General features: G+C 63.2%; 16 protein-coding genes. 7 read left to right on the top strand and 9 right to left on the bottom strand.

Translation table 11 applies throughout. From position 1 onward, the window contains the following. Positions 1–195: 195 nt before the first annotated feature. The 5 genes from RO009_21825 to RO009_21805 form a co-directional block, all read right to left on the bottom strand. Positions 196–1,710, bottom strand: coding sequence for a flagellin (locus RO009_21825; protein MDT3687674.1), 1,515 nt, complete (start codon positions 1,708–1,710; stop codon positions 196–198). A 231-nt stretch (positions 1,711–1,941) separates the two neighbouring features. Then, positions 1,942–2,295, bottom strand: a complete 354-nt coding sequence (locus tag RO009_21820) for a hypothetical protein (GenBank protein ID MDT3687673.1) — start codon at positions 2,293–2,295, stop codon at positions 1,942–1,944. Positions 2,296–2,543: 248 nt separating this feature from the next. Then, a complete protein-coding gene (locus tag RO009_21815) occupies positions 2,544–2,999 on the bottom strand; it encodes a hypothetical protein (protein MDT3687672.1) in 456 nt (151 codons plus the stop codon). Next, positions 2,996–3,352 carry a flagellar assembly peptidoglycan hydrolase FlgJ gene (gene flgJ / locus RO009_21810; GenBank protein MDT3687671.1) on the bottom strand — a complete coding sequence of 119 codons (357 nt, stop codon included), beginning with the start codon at positions 3,350–3,352 and terminating at the stop codon, positions 2,996–2,998. Before flgJ ends, RO009_21815 begins: the two co-directional genes overlap by 4 nt. Next, positions 3,352–4,467, bottom strand: a complete 1,116-nt coding sequence (locus RO009_21805) for a flagellar basal body P-ring protein FlgI (GenBank protein ID MDT3687670.1) — start codon at positions 4,465–4,467, stop codon at positions 3,352–3,354. Before RO009_21805 ends, flgJ begins: the two co-directional genes overlap by 1 nt. 238 nt (positions 4,468–4,705) lie before the next feature. On the opposite strand from RO009_21805, the gene RO009_21800 reads away from it, so the two are divergent. Further along, positions 4,706–5,116 carry a flagellar assembly protein FliX gene (locus tag RO009_21800; protein MDT3687669.1) on the top strand — a complete coding sequence of 137 codons (411 nt, stop codon included), beginning with the start codon at positions 4,706–4,708 and terminating at the stop codon, positions 5,114–5,116. A 165-nt stretch (positions 5,117–5,281) separates the two neighbouring features. After that, a complete protein-coding gene (gene dksA, locus RO009_21795) occupies positions 5,282–5,698 on the top strand; it encodes an RNA polymerase-binding protein DksA (GenBank protein MDT3687668.1) in 417 nt (138 codons plus the stop codon). 253 nt (positions 5,699–5,951) lie between these two features. Here dksA and flgH read toward each other — a convergent pair whose 3' ends face one another. The 4 genes from flgH to flgF are packed head-to-tail and all read right to left on the bottom strand — an operon-like array spanning position 5,952 to position 9,322. After that, complete coding sequence (gene flgH / locus RO009_21790; GenBank protein MDT3687667.1) at positions 5,952–6,713, bottom strand: flagellar basal body L-ring protein FlgH; 762 nt, start codon at positions 6,711–6,713, stop codon at positions 5,952–5,954. A 17-nt stretch (positions 6,714–6,730) separates the two neighbouring features. Continuing rightward, on the bottom strand, positions 6,731–7,750 hold the full coding sequence (gene flgA, locus RO009_21785) for a flagellar basal body P-ring formation chaperone FlgA (GenBank protein MDT3687666.1): 1,020 nt from the start codon (positions 7,748–7,750) through the stop codon (positions 6,731–6,733). Positions 7,751–7,762: 12 nt separating this feature from the next. Next, complete coding sequence (flgG, locus tag RO009_21780; GenBank protein MDT3687665.1) at positions 7,763–8,551, bottom strand: flagellar basal-body rod protein FlgG; 789 nt, start codon at positions 8,549–8,551, stop codon at positions 7,763–7,765. Between the two features lie 24 nt (positions 8,552–8,575). Then, the gene (gene flgF / locus RO009_21775) at positions 8,576–9,322 is read right to left on the bottom strand and encodes a flagellar basal-body rod protein FlgF (protein ID MDT3687664.1); all 747 of its coding nucleotides are present in this window, start codon (positions 9,320–9,322) and stop codon (positions 8,576–8,578) included. A gap of 341 nt (positions 9,323–9,663) precedes the next feature. On the opposite strand from flgF, the gene fliL reads away from it, so the two are divergent. The 5 genes from fliL to RO009_21750 all read left to right on the top strand — a co-directional run bounded on the left by fliL (position 9,664) and on the right by RO009_21750 (position 16,502). Continuing rightward, positions 9,664–10,197 (top strand): flagellar basal body-associated protein FliL, encoded by a 534-nt coding sequence (gene fliL, locus RO009_21770; protein ID MDT3687663.1) that lies wholly within the window; start codon positions 9,664–9,666, stop codon positions 10,195–10,197. 9 nt (positions 10,198–10,206) lie between these two features. Continuing rightward, entirely contained in the window at positions 10,207–11,391 is a 1,185-nt protein-coding gene (gene fliM, locus RO009_21765) for a flagellar motor switch protein FliM (protein ID MDT3687662.1), read from the top strand. After that, positions 11,388–11,864 (top strand): DUF6468 domain-containing protein, encoded by a 477-nt coding sequence (locus RO009_21760; protein ID MDT3687661.1) that lies wholly within the window; start codon positions 11,388–11,390, stop codon positions 11,862–11,864. The genes fliM and RO009_21760 overlap by 4 nt, the downstream gene beginning before the upstream one ends. Then, positions 11,861–12,727 carry a flagellar protein FlbB gene (locus tag RO009_21755; GenBank protein MDT3687660.1) on the top strand — a complete coding sequence of 289 codons (867 nt, stop codon included), beginning with the start codon at positions 11,861–11,863 and terminating at the stop codon, positions 12,725–12,727. Before RO009_21760 ends, RO009_21755 begins: the two co-directional genes overlap by 4 nt. A 115-nt stretch (positions 12,728–12,842) precedes the next feature. After that, positions 12,843–16,502, top strand: coding sequence for a tetratricopeptide repeat protein (locus RO009_21750; GenBank protein ID MDT3687659.1), 3,660 nt, complete (start codon positions 12,843–12,845; stop codon positions 16,500–16,502). Position 16,503: the final 1 nt, after the last annotated feature.

Raw genomic sequence — 16,503 nt, 5'->3', positions numbered from 1 at the left:
CCTTCCCTTAATTGAATGCGGGCGATTCAACGCGACGCGCTTGGCTTGATAATCTTCTGGTAACCCTAATGGCTGGTAAAAAAAGAGTTAACAATTCGTTAATGCGAAACAAACACAAGCGGCGGAGCCCTTTCGAGCTCCGCCGCCTGCGTTCAGAAGACCTTTCTGGTCTTCGGATTGGAAGCTGTCCTGGTCTTAGAACAGACGCAGCACCGCCTGGTCGGCCTGGGCGGACAGCGACAGAGCCGTCGTGGACAGCTGCTGGCGGGTCTGCAGGGCGAGCAGGTTGGCGCCTTCCTCGTTGGAATCGGCGAGGACGAGGTTGTCGGCTCCGGTTTCCAGCGTGTTGATCATCGACTTCGTGAAGTCCTGGCGGTTCTGCACGATCGACAGGTTCGAGCCGAAGGACGACGACTGCGAGCGCAGCGTGTTGAGCGCCGTCTGCAGGGTGTCGAGGCGGCTGTCCAGCACCGTGTCGCTGTCGAAATCGGCATCGACAGCATAGGCGATGCTGAGGTTCGAGGCGTTGATCGAGGTGGCAACACCGGCCGGCGTCTTGGCCTGGATCTCCATGGTCGAGGTGCCGGTCTCGTTGAAGGTGATCTTCAGCTTGTCGCCGCGCAAGAGGTTGACGCCGTTGAAGGAGGCATCGTCCGCCAGCTTGTTGAGCTGGTCGCGCAGTTCGTTGAACTGCTTGACCAGGTTGCGGCGAACATCGTTGGGTCCGATGACATCCGTGGTAGCACCGCCGTTGACGACGCCCGTCGCGGCGTTGATACCGGTGATGGTCAGGTCCGCGGTCGAGAGGTTCTCGATGCGCAGCTTGCCGTTGTCGTTGGAGGCGCGGATCTTGTCGATGAAGGAAACATTGGCGTTGATTTCGTTGACCAGCGTATCCACCGACTTGGCGGTATAGGCGTCGGTGCCGGTACCGTCGGCGAGGCCTGAGCCGGCTGCGCCGTTGGTGGCCGCGAAGTTGGAGATGGTGACGTTGGCGGTATTTCCGTCGGCACTGTCGGAGACGATGTCGATCTGGCCGCTGCCATCAACCGACGCAGTAGCGGCGACGTTGGCCGCTGTCAGCTCGGTATTGATGAGATCGACCAGTTCGTCGGCGGTTACTGCCGAGGCGTCGGCGGCAGCCGCATTGGCTTCGGCATAGGTGATCGAGATCGCCTGCACCGCGCCGCCATTGGCGGTGATGCTGAAGTCGATCGAGCCGTTGTTGTTGCCGCCGTTGGTGAAGTCGACGGCCGTGAAGGCGCCGCCGCCCAGCGTGTTGACGCTGGTGGTCAGGTTGACGGCGACCGGGGTGGCGCCGACCGAACCGCCGGTGAATTCCAGGTCTTCGGCGCCGGTCGGAGCCGAGATGGTGACCGTGTAGGAATCCGACTTGAACGACTTGTCCTGGCGGGCCTGACGCAGCGTGGACTGCATCGACTCGACGGTCTTGGTGATCGCGGAGAGGCCGTTGTCGGCGGCTTCCAGGGTCTTGATGCCGTTCGACATCGCGTCGAGCAGCGCACCCATGTCGGAGGCGCGGCCTTGCAGCGAAGCGGAGGTGAAGAAGTTGGTCGGGTTGTCGAGGGCCGAGTTGACCTTCTTGCCGGTGGCAAGACGGTTCTGCGTGGTGGCCATCAACGAGGCGGTGTTCTGCAGCGAAAGCAGGTTCTGCCGAACGCCAGCCGAGAGGGTGATATTGGACGCCATTGTACGAAACCTTTCTGGTTTGAACGATGTTTCTTCTTGATCCGTTTCGGATCGGCGCCTTGATCGCACGGGCCCGCGTAAGACCGCGTAAAAAAGGATGCTTAAGCGCGCGTTTGCGCGTTGCGTTAAATTTGATTGAGCGTTTGCAGAGTGTTTGAATCGCTCGATAAAAACCGGCGACCGAAAAGCCGTTTAGGGTCGTGTTAACGACGCCGGAAAGCGGCTGTTAAATTATACTTCGATATCGGCGTGCGGATCCTGGCTCTCATGGTGTTCATCATGGTGCGCGGCGTCTTGCACAGGTGCCGCGTGTCCATAGGCCCGCTGCCGCAACAGCGCCTCGTCCGCCGCCCGTTTTGCGCGTTTGGACCGCTCTTCCTGCTCCCGGCTGAGCAGCGCCTGCGCCTGTGGATTGATCACCGGCTCGCGGCCGCTGCCTTCGGCGAGCGGCACATGCGTGTCGGCGAGCGGCTTTGCGGCGCTCACGCTTTGCGAGGGCGCAAGCTCGGTGCGAACGATGCTGCTGCGGCCGATCCCGACCCGCGAAATCGTGTCGCGCGGCTTGATGGTGAAACTGGAGTCCATGCTCACCTCCCCGGAACGCTGTCGCGTGAAAACGGGACGGATACACGATCAACTCGTGCGCGAACTCACCTGGACACTACGCCAATTGCATTAACCGCCTGTTAGCGGGTGCTTCACCTGTCCCCGCTGCGCGGGGAGAGGACGGCTTCCGAATGAAATGAGGAAGCCGGATGAGGGGCCGTGCAATGCCCTTCACCGGGCTCGGACCTGCCTGTCCTCGCCCCGTGAATGGGAGAGGAAATAAAGAGTCATAGAACCCGGCTCACCGCGAGTGGCTGCGCCGCGCTCGGGCTCGGCGCCGAATGCTGTCCGCTGGCGCCATAAGTCTGCGGCGCGGACTTGCGGGCGAGTTCGGCGGACACGCCGCGCATGATGCCTTCCGACACCGCATGCGCGGTGGCGAGCACCGTCAGATTGATCTGCAGCAGCGCGTGAAACTCGTCATGCCGGCGGCGCAGCGCGTCAAGCTGATCGGGCGCGGCCTTGGCCAGCAGAGGCTTTTGCCCCTGAAGGATGTTCGCCGTTGCCATGTATTGCTGCGCGAGCGCGGTCTTGGCCGGCTCCAGCTTGGCCGCCTCGGTCAGCTTGCCGGCGCGGACAAGCTCGGTTTCGTGCTCGACGATGGTGATGATGTCGGCCATGACGCCGGTCAGATGCATGATCAGCTTGCCGGCGTCGGGGACGGGGGCTTGCGCGGTTGTCACATCGCGGCTCCGGATTTTGCGGGGGCGATTTCCTGCTGTTGCATCAGCGAGCGATAGACATGATCGGCAAGGCCGATGCCGCCCTTCTTGGCAAAGGATTTCGCATATTCGTCGGTGAGGAATGAGCGCCAGATTCCGACTTCCTTGCCGCCGCCGAAGGGGCCTTCGCCTTCCATGCTCGTGAACATCTGGCTGAACATCTGGTTCAGGAACATGGCTTCGAAGTCCTGCGCCTGCTCGCGCGCTTTCGCGTTGCGCGCCTTGGCGAGAGCGGCCGGCGCGACGGCCGAGGCCATGTTGTAGCCATAGGCCGCGGTGGAGGTCGGAATGGGCGTGGTGATCGAGGCCGCCATCACATCACCTCGATATCGGCCTGCAGAGCCCCGGCCGCCTTGATCGCCTGCAGGATGGTGATCAGGTCGCGCGGGCCGATCCCGAGCGCATTGAGACCATCGACCAGTTGCTGCAGCGACACGCCTTCCTGCACCAGCGCCAGCTTGGAGCCGTCCTCCGATGCGCGGACATTGGTGCGCGGCACGACGCGGGTCCGCCCTTGCGAGAACGGCGCCGGCTGGCTGACCTGCGGCGATTCCGAAATCGTCACCGTCAGATTGCCTTGCGCCACGGCGACGGTGGAGACGCGCACATCGCGGCCCATCACGATGACGCCGGAACGCTCGTCGATGATGATCTTGGCGGCGAGATCGGGCTCGACCTGCAATTGCTCGATCTCGGTCAACAGCGCCACCATGTTGGTGTCGGATTTGCCGGGCAAAGTGAGCTGGACGGTGGAGGCGTCGAGCGGCTCTGCGGTCGGCGCGCCGATATAGTCGTTGATCGCGGCGGCGATGCGTTTCGCAGTGGTGAAGTCGGCATTGCGCAGGGCGAGCCGGATCTGGTTGAGGCGGTTGAGCTGGAAGTCGATCTCGCGCTCGATGATCGCGCCATTGGCGATCCGGCCGACGGTCGGCACGCCGCGCACGATCTTCGCCGCCTGGCCTTCAGCCTCGAAGCCACCGATGGCGACCGAGCCCTGTCCGACCGCATACACATTGCCGTCGGCGCCGAGCAGCGGGGTGACCAGCAGCGTGCCGCCCTGCAGGCTTTTCGCGTCACCCAGCGCCGACACCGTCACGTCGATGCGGGTACCTTGCGTGCCGAAGGCGGGGAGGTTGGCAGTCACCATCACGGCGGCGACGTTGCCGGTGCGCATCTGCGCGCCGCGGACATTCACGCCGAGACGTTCGAGCATCGCCTGCAGCGACTGCTTGGTGAAAGGGATGTTGTTGAGCGTGTCGCCGGTGCCGTTCAGGCCGACGACGAGGCCATAGCCGATCAGCTGGTTCTGGCGCACGCCCTCGATATTGGCGAGGTCCTTGATGCGCGATGTCGCTTGCGCCGGCCAGGCCTGGAGCAGCAGCAAAGCTGCGACCCCGCTCACCGCGATCCATCTACTCAGTCGTCGCATCATCAGGCTCCCCGCCTTCGTCCGGCACGCTCCCAAGCTCCCACAAGGCAGCATGCCAACAGGAATGATGCGAATGCCGTGCCAATGCGCCGGCCGAAATTAATGCCTTGTGAATGCTGATGTTTTGAATCCAGTGCGGGCAATACCGGCCTCGGCTAGTCTGCAATCCTTGCCGTGGCCCGGCAGCTTTTGCCCTGTGTTAACGGGCGGTTAACCATAACGGCCCAGTGTCATGCCGATGCGCATCTACGGACCCGGTTCCACTGCTTTGGCCCGCGAGAGCCAGGCGCCGCGCCGCGCGGCATCCGGTGCCTTCCGGCTGGACGAAGGCGAGGGCGCCCGGACCCCCAACTCGGCCGCAGCGGTGCGTAGTCTTGGCGGCATCGACGCCCTGGTCGCCCTTCAGGGAGTGGAGGACGCAACCGAGCGTCGCCGCCGTGCGGTCGGTCGCGGGCGACGCGCGCTTGATGTCCTGGACGAGGTCAAGCTCGGTTTGCTTGGCGGGCACCTCGACCCCGCCCTTCTTGGCCGCCTCCGGGCCCTTTCGGCGGACCTGAAGCAGGGCACCGGGGAACTGGGCCTGGATTCCGTGCTGGCGGAAATCGACCTGCGGGTCGAGGTCGAAATAGCCAAAATGACGCGCCGTTAGCCGGCCGCCCGAATCTCCAAATCATGCGGATTTCAATGGTTTGCGCGTAAACGTTCCGGCGCGGCGGACCGTATAAATGGCAGTTGTCGGCCCCCTCCCTCCAAGGCTATAAGCCAGCCCCTTACAGGGGCGATGGACCGGCTAACGGGAATACGGGAGTACGGAATGCCTTCGGACAAGACCAAAGAGTATCGGCCGTCCGAGAAGGAGCCTTTCATGAACGAAAGGCAGCGGGACTATTTCCGCGCCAAGCTCCTGGCCTGGAAGGACGACATTCTGAAGGAAGCCAAGGAAACCCTTCAGCATCTCCAGGACGAGAACCAGAATCATCCGGATCTGGCCGACCGGGCTAGTTCAGAGACCGACCGAGCCATTGAGCTGCGGGCCCGCGACCGTCAGCGCAAGCTGATCGCCAAGATCGACGCCGCCTTGCAGCGCATTGATGATGGAACTTACGGCTATTGCGAGGAAACCGGCGAGCCGATCTCGCTGAAGCGGCTGGAAGCGCGTCCGATTGCTACCCTGTCGGTCGAAGCCCAGGAGCGCCACGAGCGGCGCGAGCGCGTTTACCGGGACGATTAGAGTTCATTCCGATCAGGTTGCATCAGCCTTCCGTTCGTCCCCGCGAAAGCGGGGACCAGCCCGGCAAAGCTTCATTCCCGCCTGCGCGGGAAATGAACGGGGTATGTAGCGCGAATTTCCCAGGCCGCTTTCCAAAATGATCGCGGCCTCCGGCGGGGAGCTGCCGGAGGCCGCGTCGTGACCGCCGTTCCATTGCGCACGATGGAGCGGCGTGGGAGCTCGTTGACCTCCGACGGGAGGAGGAGCGCGGTCGTCAGAACGGCAAGATGATGTCAAGCACCTGCTGGCCGTAACGCGGCTGCTGCACATCGGTAATCTGGCCGCGGCCGCCATAGGCAATGCGCGCCTGCGCGATCTTCGTCGAGTCGATGGTGTTGTCGCTTTCGATATCCTCTGGACGGACGATGCCGGCGACAATCAGTTCCCGCACTTCATAGTTGATGCGGATCTCCTGTTTGCCTTCAAGCACGAGATTGCCGTTCGGCAGCACCTGGGTCACGACACCGGCGACATTCGTCGTGATCTCGTCCTTGCGGTCGATTGAACCCTTGCCTTCGCTGGAGCCGGTCGAATCCGCCGTCAGGATTTTGCCGGGGATGTTGACCTTGTCGAAAATCGGCAGCTTCGTCTTGCCGAAGAAATTGTCGACGCCGGAGTCCTCCGAGTTCTTGCGGCTGCGCGAGGTCTCGTTTTCGACGGTCGCCTTGTCGGTGATCTTGACCTTGACGGTGAGGATGTCGCCGACCTGATGCGCGCGCTGATCCTTGAAGAAGGCGCGCGAGCCGTTTCGCCACAGCGAGTTCGGATTGTAGGAGGCCGGTTGCGGCATCGGCATCGGCATCTGCACCGGCTTGTAGCCCGGAGCCGCAGTCGGATTTTCAATCGCCGACAGCGGTGGCTGTTCGCCGATCAGTTTCAGGCGGTCGAGCGCCGCGCATCCCGACAGCAGCGAGGTGAGCGCCAGACCGCATACGGCCGAACGCAGAAGCGGCGATGGATTGGCTCGGTACAACATAAGACCTCACTCGCTCTTTAGCGGCGCGCCGAAATAACGGGATGAGAAATCGAGGCGATGTTTGTGGTCGCGCGCGGCGTTGTGGAGACAACCATCACGCGGTTGGAGCCGCTCACGACCGCTTGCAGCGTCTTTTTCGATTGCAGATTAAGGACATTCACCGTGTCGCCTTCTGCTCCTGAATCCAGCGCCTTGCCGCGCAAGGTCAGCATCAGGCCCGGCTGCTCGAAGACGATGATCACCGGTTCGTTGCGATGCACGAGCTCGGGCTTTGCGAGGTCGGCGCGGCGAATGATCTGGCCGGCCTTGATGGTGTGGCGTGCCGCCAGGCCGATCGCGCCTTGCGGATCGCGCACCGCGTCGCTCGAAATTTCGGTCCGCGGCCGGCGCTCGATGGCGATGTCGGATTCGCGGAGCACGTCGCCGCGCGCGATCGGCCGGATGACGACGGCTGCTGCGGTTGTCTCGATCGCCGCGCCCGTAAACCGCATGGGAATGCGGCCCGCCGCGGAGCTCCCGCTGATCTCCAGGACAGCGTCGAACCGTCCGCTGCGGGTGTCGAACGACAGCCGTGATACATTGAGATCAGCCGCCGCTTTTGGATCGACATGAAGCGTGCGGAACTCACGATCGAAGGTCACGCTTAGATTCTCGGGATCGCGCAGCCCATAGCGGGTCGCGATGATCCGCGCGAGGTGGTCCTGGATTTCCTTGGTGCCGATGGCCCGGCTCACCCGCGTGACGGTGACTTCGGTTAGGCCGCGGGTATCAATGGCGAAGACATTATGGGCGCGCAGCGCCTCGGTCACGCGCGCCACGGAGACGCTTCCGGTCTGTCCGAGATCGGGAGCCCGAAAGACTGGGATCGAGGCCGCCGCGCCGGCGTTGTCGACAAGGTCGCCGATGCGCACGATCTCGCTGGTCGCGAGCACGTCGCTACGCAGCGCCGGTGCCAGCGGGGCAGCGGCGCCGGTCTGTTGCGCCGAGGCGGTGGCGGTGAGTGTGAGGAAGAGCGCGGTTGTGACTGCTCGGATCATGGCTCGTGCTCCTCAGCGCATCATGCCGGTGGTGGATTGCAGCATCTGGTCGGTGGCGGAGATGACCTTGGCGTTCATCTCGTAGGCGCGTTGCGCCGCGATCAGATCGGAAATCTCGCTGACCGCCTCAACATTCGCCTGTTCGAGATTGCCTTGCAGCAGGCTGCCATAGCCGAGCGCTTGCGGCTGACCGGTTTGCGGCGTGCCGGAGGCCGGCGTTTCCAGATAGAGGTTGTCGCCGATGCCTTGCAGGCCGGCCTTGTTGATGAAGATGGCAAGTTCGAGCTGGCCGATCTGCGTCGGCGTGGTCGTGCCGACCGGCGTGACAAACACCTGGCCTTGCGCATTGATGGTGAAGCCGCTGGCATTCTGCGGCACGGTGATGCCTGGCTGCACCAGATTGCCTTGCGCCGTCACCAGGCGCCCCTGCGAGTCGATTTCAAAGGAGCCGTCGCGCGTATAGGCGGTGCGGCCGTCCGGCATTTGAATCTGGAAGAAGCCTTCGCCGCGGATGGCGACGTCGTATTCCTTGCCCGACTGGATCATCGGGCCTTGCGTCATGATGCGCGGAGTGCCGACGGTCTTGACGCCGGAGCCGATCTCGACGCCTGCGGGCAATTGCGTGCCCTGTGCGGAGGCCTGGGTGCCGACGCGGCGCACCTGTTCGTAGAGCAGATCCTGGAATTCGGCGCGCTGGCGCTTGTAACCAGTCGTCCGCATGTTGGCGATATTGTTGGAGATGACCTGAACGTTGAGTTCCTGGGCCATCATTCCGGTCGCTGCGGTGTGTAACGCTCTCATGACCTATCTCCTCGTCGCCGCGCGTCAGGCCGGCACTTCGGCCAGCCTCTCGATCGCGGACCTGCGGATGTCGCCGTGCTGCTGCAGCAGCGTGGCGAGCTGCGTATAGGCGCGCGAAACCTCGATCAGCCGCGCCATTTCCACCACCGGCTTGACGTTGGATTGCTCCACCGTTCCCTGGATCACATGCACAAGCTCAGCCTGCTGCGGCGGCATGTCGGCGGGCGCCGCAAACGTTGACGTTCCGTCTTTCTGCAGGCGCTGCGCATTGGCGAAAGTGACGAGACGCAGCCGACCGCGCGCGCCGTCCGGCACCGAAACCGTGCCGTCGCGGGCAATGGTGATGTCGCGGTCTTCGGCCTGGAACTGCACCGGGCCGCCGTCGCCGAGCACGGCGTAGCCTTCGCTGGTGACGAGCTGCCCCTGCGCATTGATCTGGAACGAGCCGTTGCGGGTGTAGCGCTCCCCGCGTGGCGTCTGCACGACCAGGAATGCATTGCCGTCGATCGAGACGTCGAGCGGATTGTTGGTCTGCTTGATCGGCCCCTGGCCCATATCGTGCCAGGTGGAGCGGTCCTGGACATAGCTCAGGCGCCGGTCGCGGCCCTTGAAGTCGTCATGGCTCGCCACCGGCATCAGATATTCTTCGAAGACGGCAGTGTCGGACTTGAAGCCGGTAGTGTTGATGTTGGCCACGTTGTTGGCGACCACATCCAGCTCACGCCGCAGACTCATCTGCCGCGACAATCCGATGAGAAGGGCATTCTCCATCGCTTAACTCCCCTGATCGCTGCAGCCGCCCTCCCAAGGCGGCTCCGCGGTGCCATCGGCTCTCCCAAGCGGATGGCAAACAAAGTCTTGCAGGGGGCGTGCCAATCAGGAAAGTAAAGCGATAACAATAGCTTGGCTATTTCTGGCCGCTGTTGGCGGAGCGCCGGCGGCAACTTCGACCCGTCCAACCCGGCAAATATTTCCCGGTTAATGGGCTTGGAAAGATTTCATTAACCATGGTGGCCCTAACGTCGCAGCAATGGGGCGCAAACGGGCTGCGTCTCCGCTGGACATCCTTCGGATACCGGTGCGGCCCGTCTCAATTGCAGGATTCCGACGGAATGGCAGCGAAGAAGAAGCCGGCACAGGCTGAACCTGAACCCGATGCCGGGGACGAACAGGCCGAAGGTGCGCCCAAGCCACTTCCGCTGCTCAAAAGACTGCCGCTCAAGCTCATCATCATGGGCGTCACAGCCCTCTTGCTGCTCGGTGGCGGTGCCGTCGGCTACATGGTCTTCTTCAAAAAGAGCGGGAATGGCCAGACCGCGGCCGCCACGCCGGTCAAGCCGCCGGTTTTCCTCGATCTGCCGGACACGCTGGTCAACCTGTCCAACACCGGTTCCGAGCGCACACAATATCTAAAGGTGAAGATCGTCCTCGAGCTGCCAGACCAGACGATGGCGCAGCAGGTGCAGCCCATGCTGCCGCGCGTCATGGATGCCTTCCAGACCTATCTGCGCGAGTTGCGGCCGACCGATCTCGACGGCTCGGCAGGCCTTTACCGGCTGAAGGAAGAGCTGACTCGCCGTGTCAATGCTTCGATTGCACCGAACCGCGTCAACGCAATCCTGTTCAGGGAAATCGTGGTCCAATAGGGGCAAGCAGTGGCGGACGAAATCAACAAAGAAACACTTGCCGCTGAATGGGGGCAGGCGCTGGAAGCCGAAGGCAATACATCGGCGGCCGGCGTTGACGGCGCGACGGAGGCGAATGCGGACGCTTTGCTGGACGAAAACCAGTTCATGCAGAGCGCTAAGGCCGGTACCGAGCGCATTCTGACGCAAGAGGAAATCGACAGCCTGCTCGGCTTCAGCCTGGCGGATGTCGCACTCGCGGACAATTCCGGCATCCGGGCGATCATCGATTCGGCGATGGTCTCCTACGAGCGCCTGCCGATGCTGGAAATCGTCTTCGACCGGCTGGTCCGGCTGCTGACGACCTCCTTGCGCAACTTCACTTCCGACACCGTTGAAGTTTCGCTCGACCGTATCACCTCGGTGCGCTTCGGCGACTATCTCAATTCCATTCCGCTTCCCGCCATTCTCGCCGTGTTCAAAGCTGAGGAATGGGAGAATTTCGGGCTCATCACCGTCAATTCCAACCTGATCTATTCGATCATCGACGTGCTGCTCGGCGGCCGCCGCGGCTCCGGCGCGATCCGGGTGGAGGGACGCCCCTACACGACGATCGAGGCCAATCTCGTCAAGCGCATGCTCGAGGTGGTGCTGGCCGACGCCGAACTCGCTTTCAAGCCGCTGTCGCCGGTGAAGTTCAATATCGACCGGCTGGAAACCAACCCGCGCTTTGCCGCCATCACCCGTCCGGCCAATGCCGCGATCCTGGTGCGCCTTCGCATCGACATGGAAGACCGCGGCGGCACCGCGGAATTGCTGCTACCCTATGCCACCATCGAACCGATTCGCGGCGTCCTGCTGCAGATGTTCATGGGCGAGAAGTTCGGCCGCGACCCGATCTGGGAGGGCCATCTCGCCACGGAAATCGCGCAGGCGGAAATGTCGGTCGATGCGGTGTTGTTCGAGGCCAAGCTGCCGCTGCGGCAGATGATGAAGCTGCAGGTCGGCGACACGCTGCCGCTGGAAATCAAGCCGGATGCGTTGGTGTCGGTGCGTTGCGGTGACGTGACGTTGACGGAAGGCCGCATGGGGCGTGTGGGTGACCGCGTGTCGGTCCGTGTTGCGAAGCCTTTGCGCAAGCCGAAGATGACGCTTGCCATGTTCGAGAATGCGGAAGAATCAAAATCCAGACACAGGGTGGAGGCGGCGACGTGAGCAATCTGCTCGGACTGACGATCGAGAGCCTGGTGGCGGTCTTGCTGCTGCTCACGATCCTGTATTGCGCGCGTCTTAACAAGCGGATCCAGGTGCTGAAATCCGACGAGCGTTCGATGCGGATGACGATCTCCGAATTGATGATGGCGACCGAAAGCGCCGAACGCGCCATTGCGGGCCTGAAGGAAACGGTGCGTGAGGCGGAAGAGATTCTCGGCTCCCGCCTGCGCGATGCCGATTTCTATTCGAACACGATGGCGGAGCACGTGAAATCCGGCGAAGAGGTCCTCGGCCGCCTGCGCAAGATTGCCTATGCCCGGCAGCTTCTTGCGACGGCGGAAGAGCATGAGGAGGAAGCCGAGCCGCTGCCGGCACGGCTTCCCGAGATCAAGGCTGACGCCAGGTCGATCGCGGCCGCCGCGCAGGCTTTTGCAGAACGCGCCCGCATGCGGGTGAATGGTCGCGCTGCATGAACCGCCTGTTGCGTGAGTTCCGGCTGATTCCCATTGTGCTGGTCGCCGCCGCGGCGCTCTTCACGCTGAAGGTGGTCGGCCTTTTCACCCAGGGCGGCTATACGCTTGGCACCGGGTCGCTCTCGAAGTCGGACCGCGACATTTATGCGACCGACAACACGATCCTGAACCAGGGGGTGGCCGCTCGCGTCCAGCCGGAGCCCAAGAAAAAGTCATGGGCGCAGGAAATGTTCTTTCCGGATGTGACGGGCTCCGTATCCTCGACCGGCGCAACCAAGGCGCCGACCCCGGCGCCGAAAGACGCGAGTGCGGAGACCGGCGCCGACAAGAAGCCGCCCAAGCCGGTGGAGCCCAAGCGCGAGCCGGACGGCACTCTGATCCAGCTCGACTCGAAGCCGCTCTCCGCCGCCGAGCGCGCCATCCTCGAGCGCCTGACCGAGCGCCGGCAGGAACTGGAGCAGCGCGCGCGCGAGCTTGACGTGCGGGAAACGCTTCTGCTCGAAGCGGAAAAGCGAATCGAGTCGCGGACCAGCGAATTGAAGGACATCGAGGCGCGCATCGCGCTCGCCACCGAGAAGAAGGAAGAGGCCGACCGGAGCCGGCTGAAAAGCCTTGTGACCATGTATGAGAGCATGAAGGCCAAGGATGCCGCCAAGATTTTCGACAGACTCGACATCAAGCTGGCGACCGAGGTGGCCAGCCAGATCAATCCTCGCCGCATGTCCGACATCATGGCGCAGATGACGCCGGAAGCGGCCGAGCGGCTGACCGTCGAACTTGCCAATCGCGGCGGGACGGACAGCAAATCCGGCCCGTCGACTTCTGAATTACCGAAGATTGAAGGCCGACCCAACGGCGGTTAGCTCTGCGTAAACGGACGGTTAATACTATTTTAGATGCCGCCACCTAGGCTCCGTTATGTGCTGTACAGCACGTCTTACTATGGCACGAGCAGTTATGGTGGCTTTCCAGAAAAGAATGCCAGCAAGTGGGCCGGGCGCAGCACTGCTTGCGCGGGCGCTACTGCACCGTCTGTGCTTCGTGCTGATGGCTGTTGCGCTTTCCGCCGCCCTTGGTTCGAGCGCCCCGGCACAGAATGCGCCCGTCAAGGGTGAGGTCCGCGTCGAAACCAGCGGCGGCTATGCCCGGATTGTTCTGCATCTGGCGGAAGAGGTCGAGACGGATGTGCGTCAGGCCGGCGCCATTGTCGTGATCGGCTTCAGGCATCCCGTCGATATCGGCGCCGAGAAGATCGCGGCGGAAGTTCCGAATTACATTGCAGCAGCGCGGCGCGATCCCGACGGTCTCGGGGTGCGACTGGCGCTCAATCGCAAGGTGACCGTCCATTCCATGGCGGCGGGCGAGCGCGTGTTTGTCGATCTGCTGCCGGAGAATTGGACCGGGCTGCCGCCAGGATTGCCGAAGGAAGTGATCGAAGAGCTGGCGCGGCGCGCGCGGGAAGCGGAAAAGATTCTACGCGCCCAGCAGCTGGCCGCGAAAAAGACGGTGAGGCCCGCGCGCGTGCGGGTCGCGATTCAGCCGACCTTCGTCCGCTACGTTTTTGAATTGCCGGACGTCATCCCGATTTCCAGCGATCGCGGCACCGATGATCTCACCGTGACATTCTCCGCTCCGCTCAAATTCGATCTGGGCGAGGCGCGGACCCATTTGCCGAAATCCGTGAAGTCAATCGAGGAGAGCGACCTCGGGGAGGCGGTCTCGGTGCGTTTCGCGTTTGAGGGCAAGATCGATATTCGCAGCTTTCGCGAGGACAATAATTATGTCGTCGATGTCGGCGTGCCGGAGACGACCGAGCTGAAGCTTCCGTCCGCCGCGGCGATGAAGCCTGTGACACCCCCGCCGGGCGTTGCCGCGCCTCAGACCATTCCCGCGAAACCAGCCGCTGCCGAACCAGCGCCGCAGGCCGACAAGACGAAGAGCCGCCCTGAGAAAAAATCAGACGCGCAGACCGAATTAAAGTCTGCAGAAGCCAGGCAAGCCGGTGCGGCACCTGTCGCACAGCCGGCGACGGCCACACGCCAAGCGGCGGCGCCTGCAGCGAGTTCGGAATCGGCGCCAGCGGTCAAGCTGGCCAAATCTGAAGCGGCTCCCGCGGTCGTGCTGGACGAACATCCGGGTGACGCACCCGACCCGGCAAAAGAGGGCGCGCGCGATCCGAATGCCGCGCTCACGGCCGAATTGGTCCGCAGCGGCGATGATGTGCGGCTGATTTTTCCGTTCGCCAAGCCGACGCCGGCGGCGATTTTCCAGCGCGCCGCGACCTTGTGGATCATCTTCGACAGCAAGGACAGGATCGACCTTACCGCCCTGAATGCCGATACCAGCGGCACCATTCGTTCGGCCGAGGTGGCGCCGTCGCAGGATGGTCAGGTCGTGCGCGTGTTGCTGGAGCGCCCGCGGCTCATCGCCGCGAATAATGACGGCGCAACCTGGAGCGTCACCATCGGCGATTCCGCGCAAGAAGAAACCCGGCCCTTGGGCATTGCCCGCAACATTACCGGCACCAAAAGACCGAGCGTAACCATTCCCTTCGACCGGCCGCGCGAAGCGCACAAGATCCACGATGCGGAAATTGGCGACACCGTTCTGGTGGTCACTGGCCTTGGCCCGGCGCGCGGGTTCCTGAAGACGCAGGATTTTGTCGAGTTCCGTGCCCTGGCCTCGACACATGGCGTTGCAGTGCAGACGATCGCGGACGACGTCCTGATGGAATTGTCGTCCGACAAGATCATTGTCAGCCGTCCGCATGGGCTCACGCTGTCGGGCGTCATGCCGAGCCTGAAAAATAGCGCGGCTTATCGGCCGATGGTTTTCGACGCTCAGCTTTGGGGGTTTGACCGGCAGTCGAATTTCACCCAGCGTCAATACAAGCTGATCGCGGCTGCGGCGGACGCGGCGGAAGACAAGCGCTCCGCGCCGCGGCTCGATCTTGCGCGCTTCTACTTGTCGCGTGAAATGTTCGTGGAGGGCAAGGCGGTCCTCGACGTCGCCATGGCGGATGACCGCTCGACGGCCGAGGACGGGGCGGCGTTGGTGCTGCGCGCGGTCGCCAACATCATGCTCAACCGTCCGGACGAGGCGCTGAAAGATCTGAACAACAGCGTCGTCGGCGACAATCATGATGCGCCGCTCTGGCGCGCGTTTGCGTATGCGCGGCAGGGGAAATGGGCGGAAGCGCGACAGGGCTTCCGCAATGTCGAGGCGGCGATTGCGACGCTGCCGATCGAATTGCAGCGGCTGGCGCTGAAGGAAGCGCTGCGCTCGACCATCGAGACGCGGGATTTCCAGACGGCGTCCGAGCAGGTCAACGAATTCGAGACCATCGGACTGCCCATCCAGATGCGGCCGGCCATCGAAGTACTGAACGGGCGGCTGGCACAAGGCTTGGGCAAGACCGAAGAGGCGCTCAAGCATTACCGCCTCGCGGCAGATTCATCCGACCGGCCGTCTGCGGCGCAAGGGCAATTGCGCGAACTGGTCCTGCGCTACGATCTTGGCGATCTCAAGCGGGCCGAAATGCTCGCCGAGCTCGAGACCCTCACGGCCTTGTGGCGCGGGGATGAGACCGAGATCGAGGCGCTGCACAAGCTCGCGCGCCTCTATACCGAAGAGCATCGTTACCGCGATGCGTTTCATGTGATGCGGACGGCGCTGCGCGCGCATCCCAATTCGGAGATGACGCGGCGCATTCACGACGAGGCCGCAATCACCTTCGATTCCCTGTTCCTGGCCGGGAAGGGCGACGTGCTGCCGGCGATCGACGCGGTCAGCCTCTTCTATGATTTCCGCGAATTGACGCCGATCGGCCGCCGCGGCGACGAGATGATCCGCCGGCTTGCCGACCGGCTGGTGTCGGTGGACCTGCTGCCGCAGGCCGCTGAGCTTTTGCAGCACCAGGTGGAGAACCGTCTGCAGGGCGCGGCGCGTGCCCAGGTCGCAACCCGGCTCGCGGTCATCTATCTGATGGATCACAAGCCGGACAAGGCGCAGCATGTTCTGCGGACGACGCGGATGGCCGGCATGTCGAATGAATTGCGCCATCTGCGGCTGCTGCTGGAGGCGCGGGCGCTGTCGGATCTGCGCCGCTACGACGTCGCGCTGGACGTGGTCAGCAATATCGACCTGCGCGAGGCGGTGCGGCTGCGCGCCGACATTCTCTGGTCGGCCAAGCGTTATGCAGAGGCCGCTGAGCAGATCGAATTGCTGCACGGCGACAGTTGGAAGAATTTCGAGCCGCTATCAGAGGTCGAGCGCGCCGACATCCTGCGCGCGGCGATCGGTTATGCTCTGGGCGAAGATGTCATTGGCGCCGCACGTCTGCGCGAGCGTTATGCGGCGAAGATGGCGGAAGGGCCCGATCGTCATGCCTTCGAGATCGCAACCTCGCCGCTCGGCGCCAAGGCTTCTGAATTCAAGGACATCGCCAAGCTCGTCGCCTTCGACACGCTCGACAATTTTCTGCGCGAGATGCGAGAGCGTTTCCCGGAGGTCGGCGCGCTGTCGTCAGGTCAGGCGGCGCGGCAGATGCCGGTGAAGCAATCCACACACACGCCGCCGGCCGATTTGAAGCCGACGGGAACGGTGAAAACTGTGGTCCAGCGCGCAGCGAGCCGCTGAT

The organism is Pseudorhodoplanes sp., assembly GCA_032027085.1.
GTDB lineage: Bacteria > Pseudomonadota > Alphaproteobacteria > Rhizobiales > Xanthobacteraceae > Pseudorhodoplanes.
Note: the sequence above shows the minus strand (reverse complement) of the source record. Positions and strands in the feature narration are given on the sequence as shown.

Excerpts from the sequence above, each read along its gene's own strand:
- RO009_21755 (MDT3687660.1), top strand. The coding sequence starts at position 11,861 with ATGAACCGCCTGTTGCGTGAGTTCCGGCTGATTCCCATTGTGCTGGTC.
- RO009_21800 (MDT3687669.1), top strand. The coding sequence starts at position 4,706 with ATGCGCATCTACGGACCCGGTTCCACTGCTTTGGCCCGCGAGAGCCAG.
- flgF (MDT3687664.1), bottom strand. The coding sequence starts at position 9,322 with ATGGAGAATGCCCTTCTCATCGGATTGTCGCGGCAGATGAGTCTGCGG.
- fliL (MDT3687663.1), top strand. The coding sequence starts at position 9,664 with ATGGCAGCGAAGAAGAAGCCGGCACAGGCTGAACCTGAACCCGATGCC.
- RO009_21825 (MDT3687674.1), bottom strand. The coding sequence starts at position 1,710 with ATGGCGTCCAATATCACCCTCTCGGCTGGCGTTCGGCAGAACCTGCTT.
- flgG (MDT3687665.1), bottom strand. The coding sequence starts at position 8,551 with ATGAGAGCGTTACACACCGCAGCGACCGGAATGATGGCCCAGGAACTC.
- RO009_21805 (MDT3687670.1), bottom strand. The coding sequence starts at position 4,467 with ATGCGACGACTGAGTAGATGGATCGCGGTGAGCGGGGTCGCAGCTTTG.
- RO009_21820 (MDT3687673.1), bottom strand. The coding sequence starts at position 2,295 with ATGGACTCCAGTTTCACCATCAAGCCGCGCGACACGATTTCGCGGGTC.
- dksA (MDT3687668.1), top strand. The coding sequence starts at position 5,282 with ATGCCTTCGGACAAGACCAAAGAGTATCGGCCGTCCGAGAAGGAGCCT.
- RO009_21750 (MDT3687659.1), top strand. The coding sequence starts at position 12,843 with ATGCCAGCAAGTGGGCCGGGCGCAGCACTGCTTGCGCGGGCGCTACTG.
- flgH (MDT3687667.1), bottom strand. The coding sequence starts at position 6,713 with ATGTTGTACCGAGCCAATCCATCGCCGCTTCTGCGTTCGGCCGTATGC.
- flgJ (MDT3687671.1), bottom strand. The coding sequence starts at position 3,352 with ATGGCGGCCTCGATCACCACGCCCATTCCGACCTCCACCGCGGCCTAT.
- flgA (MDT3687666.1), bottom strand. The coding sequence starts at position 7,750 with ATGATCCGAGCAGTCACAACCGCGCTCTTCCTCACACTCACCGCCACC.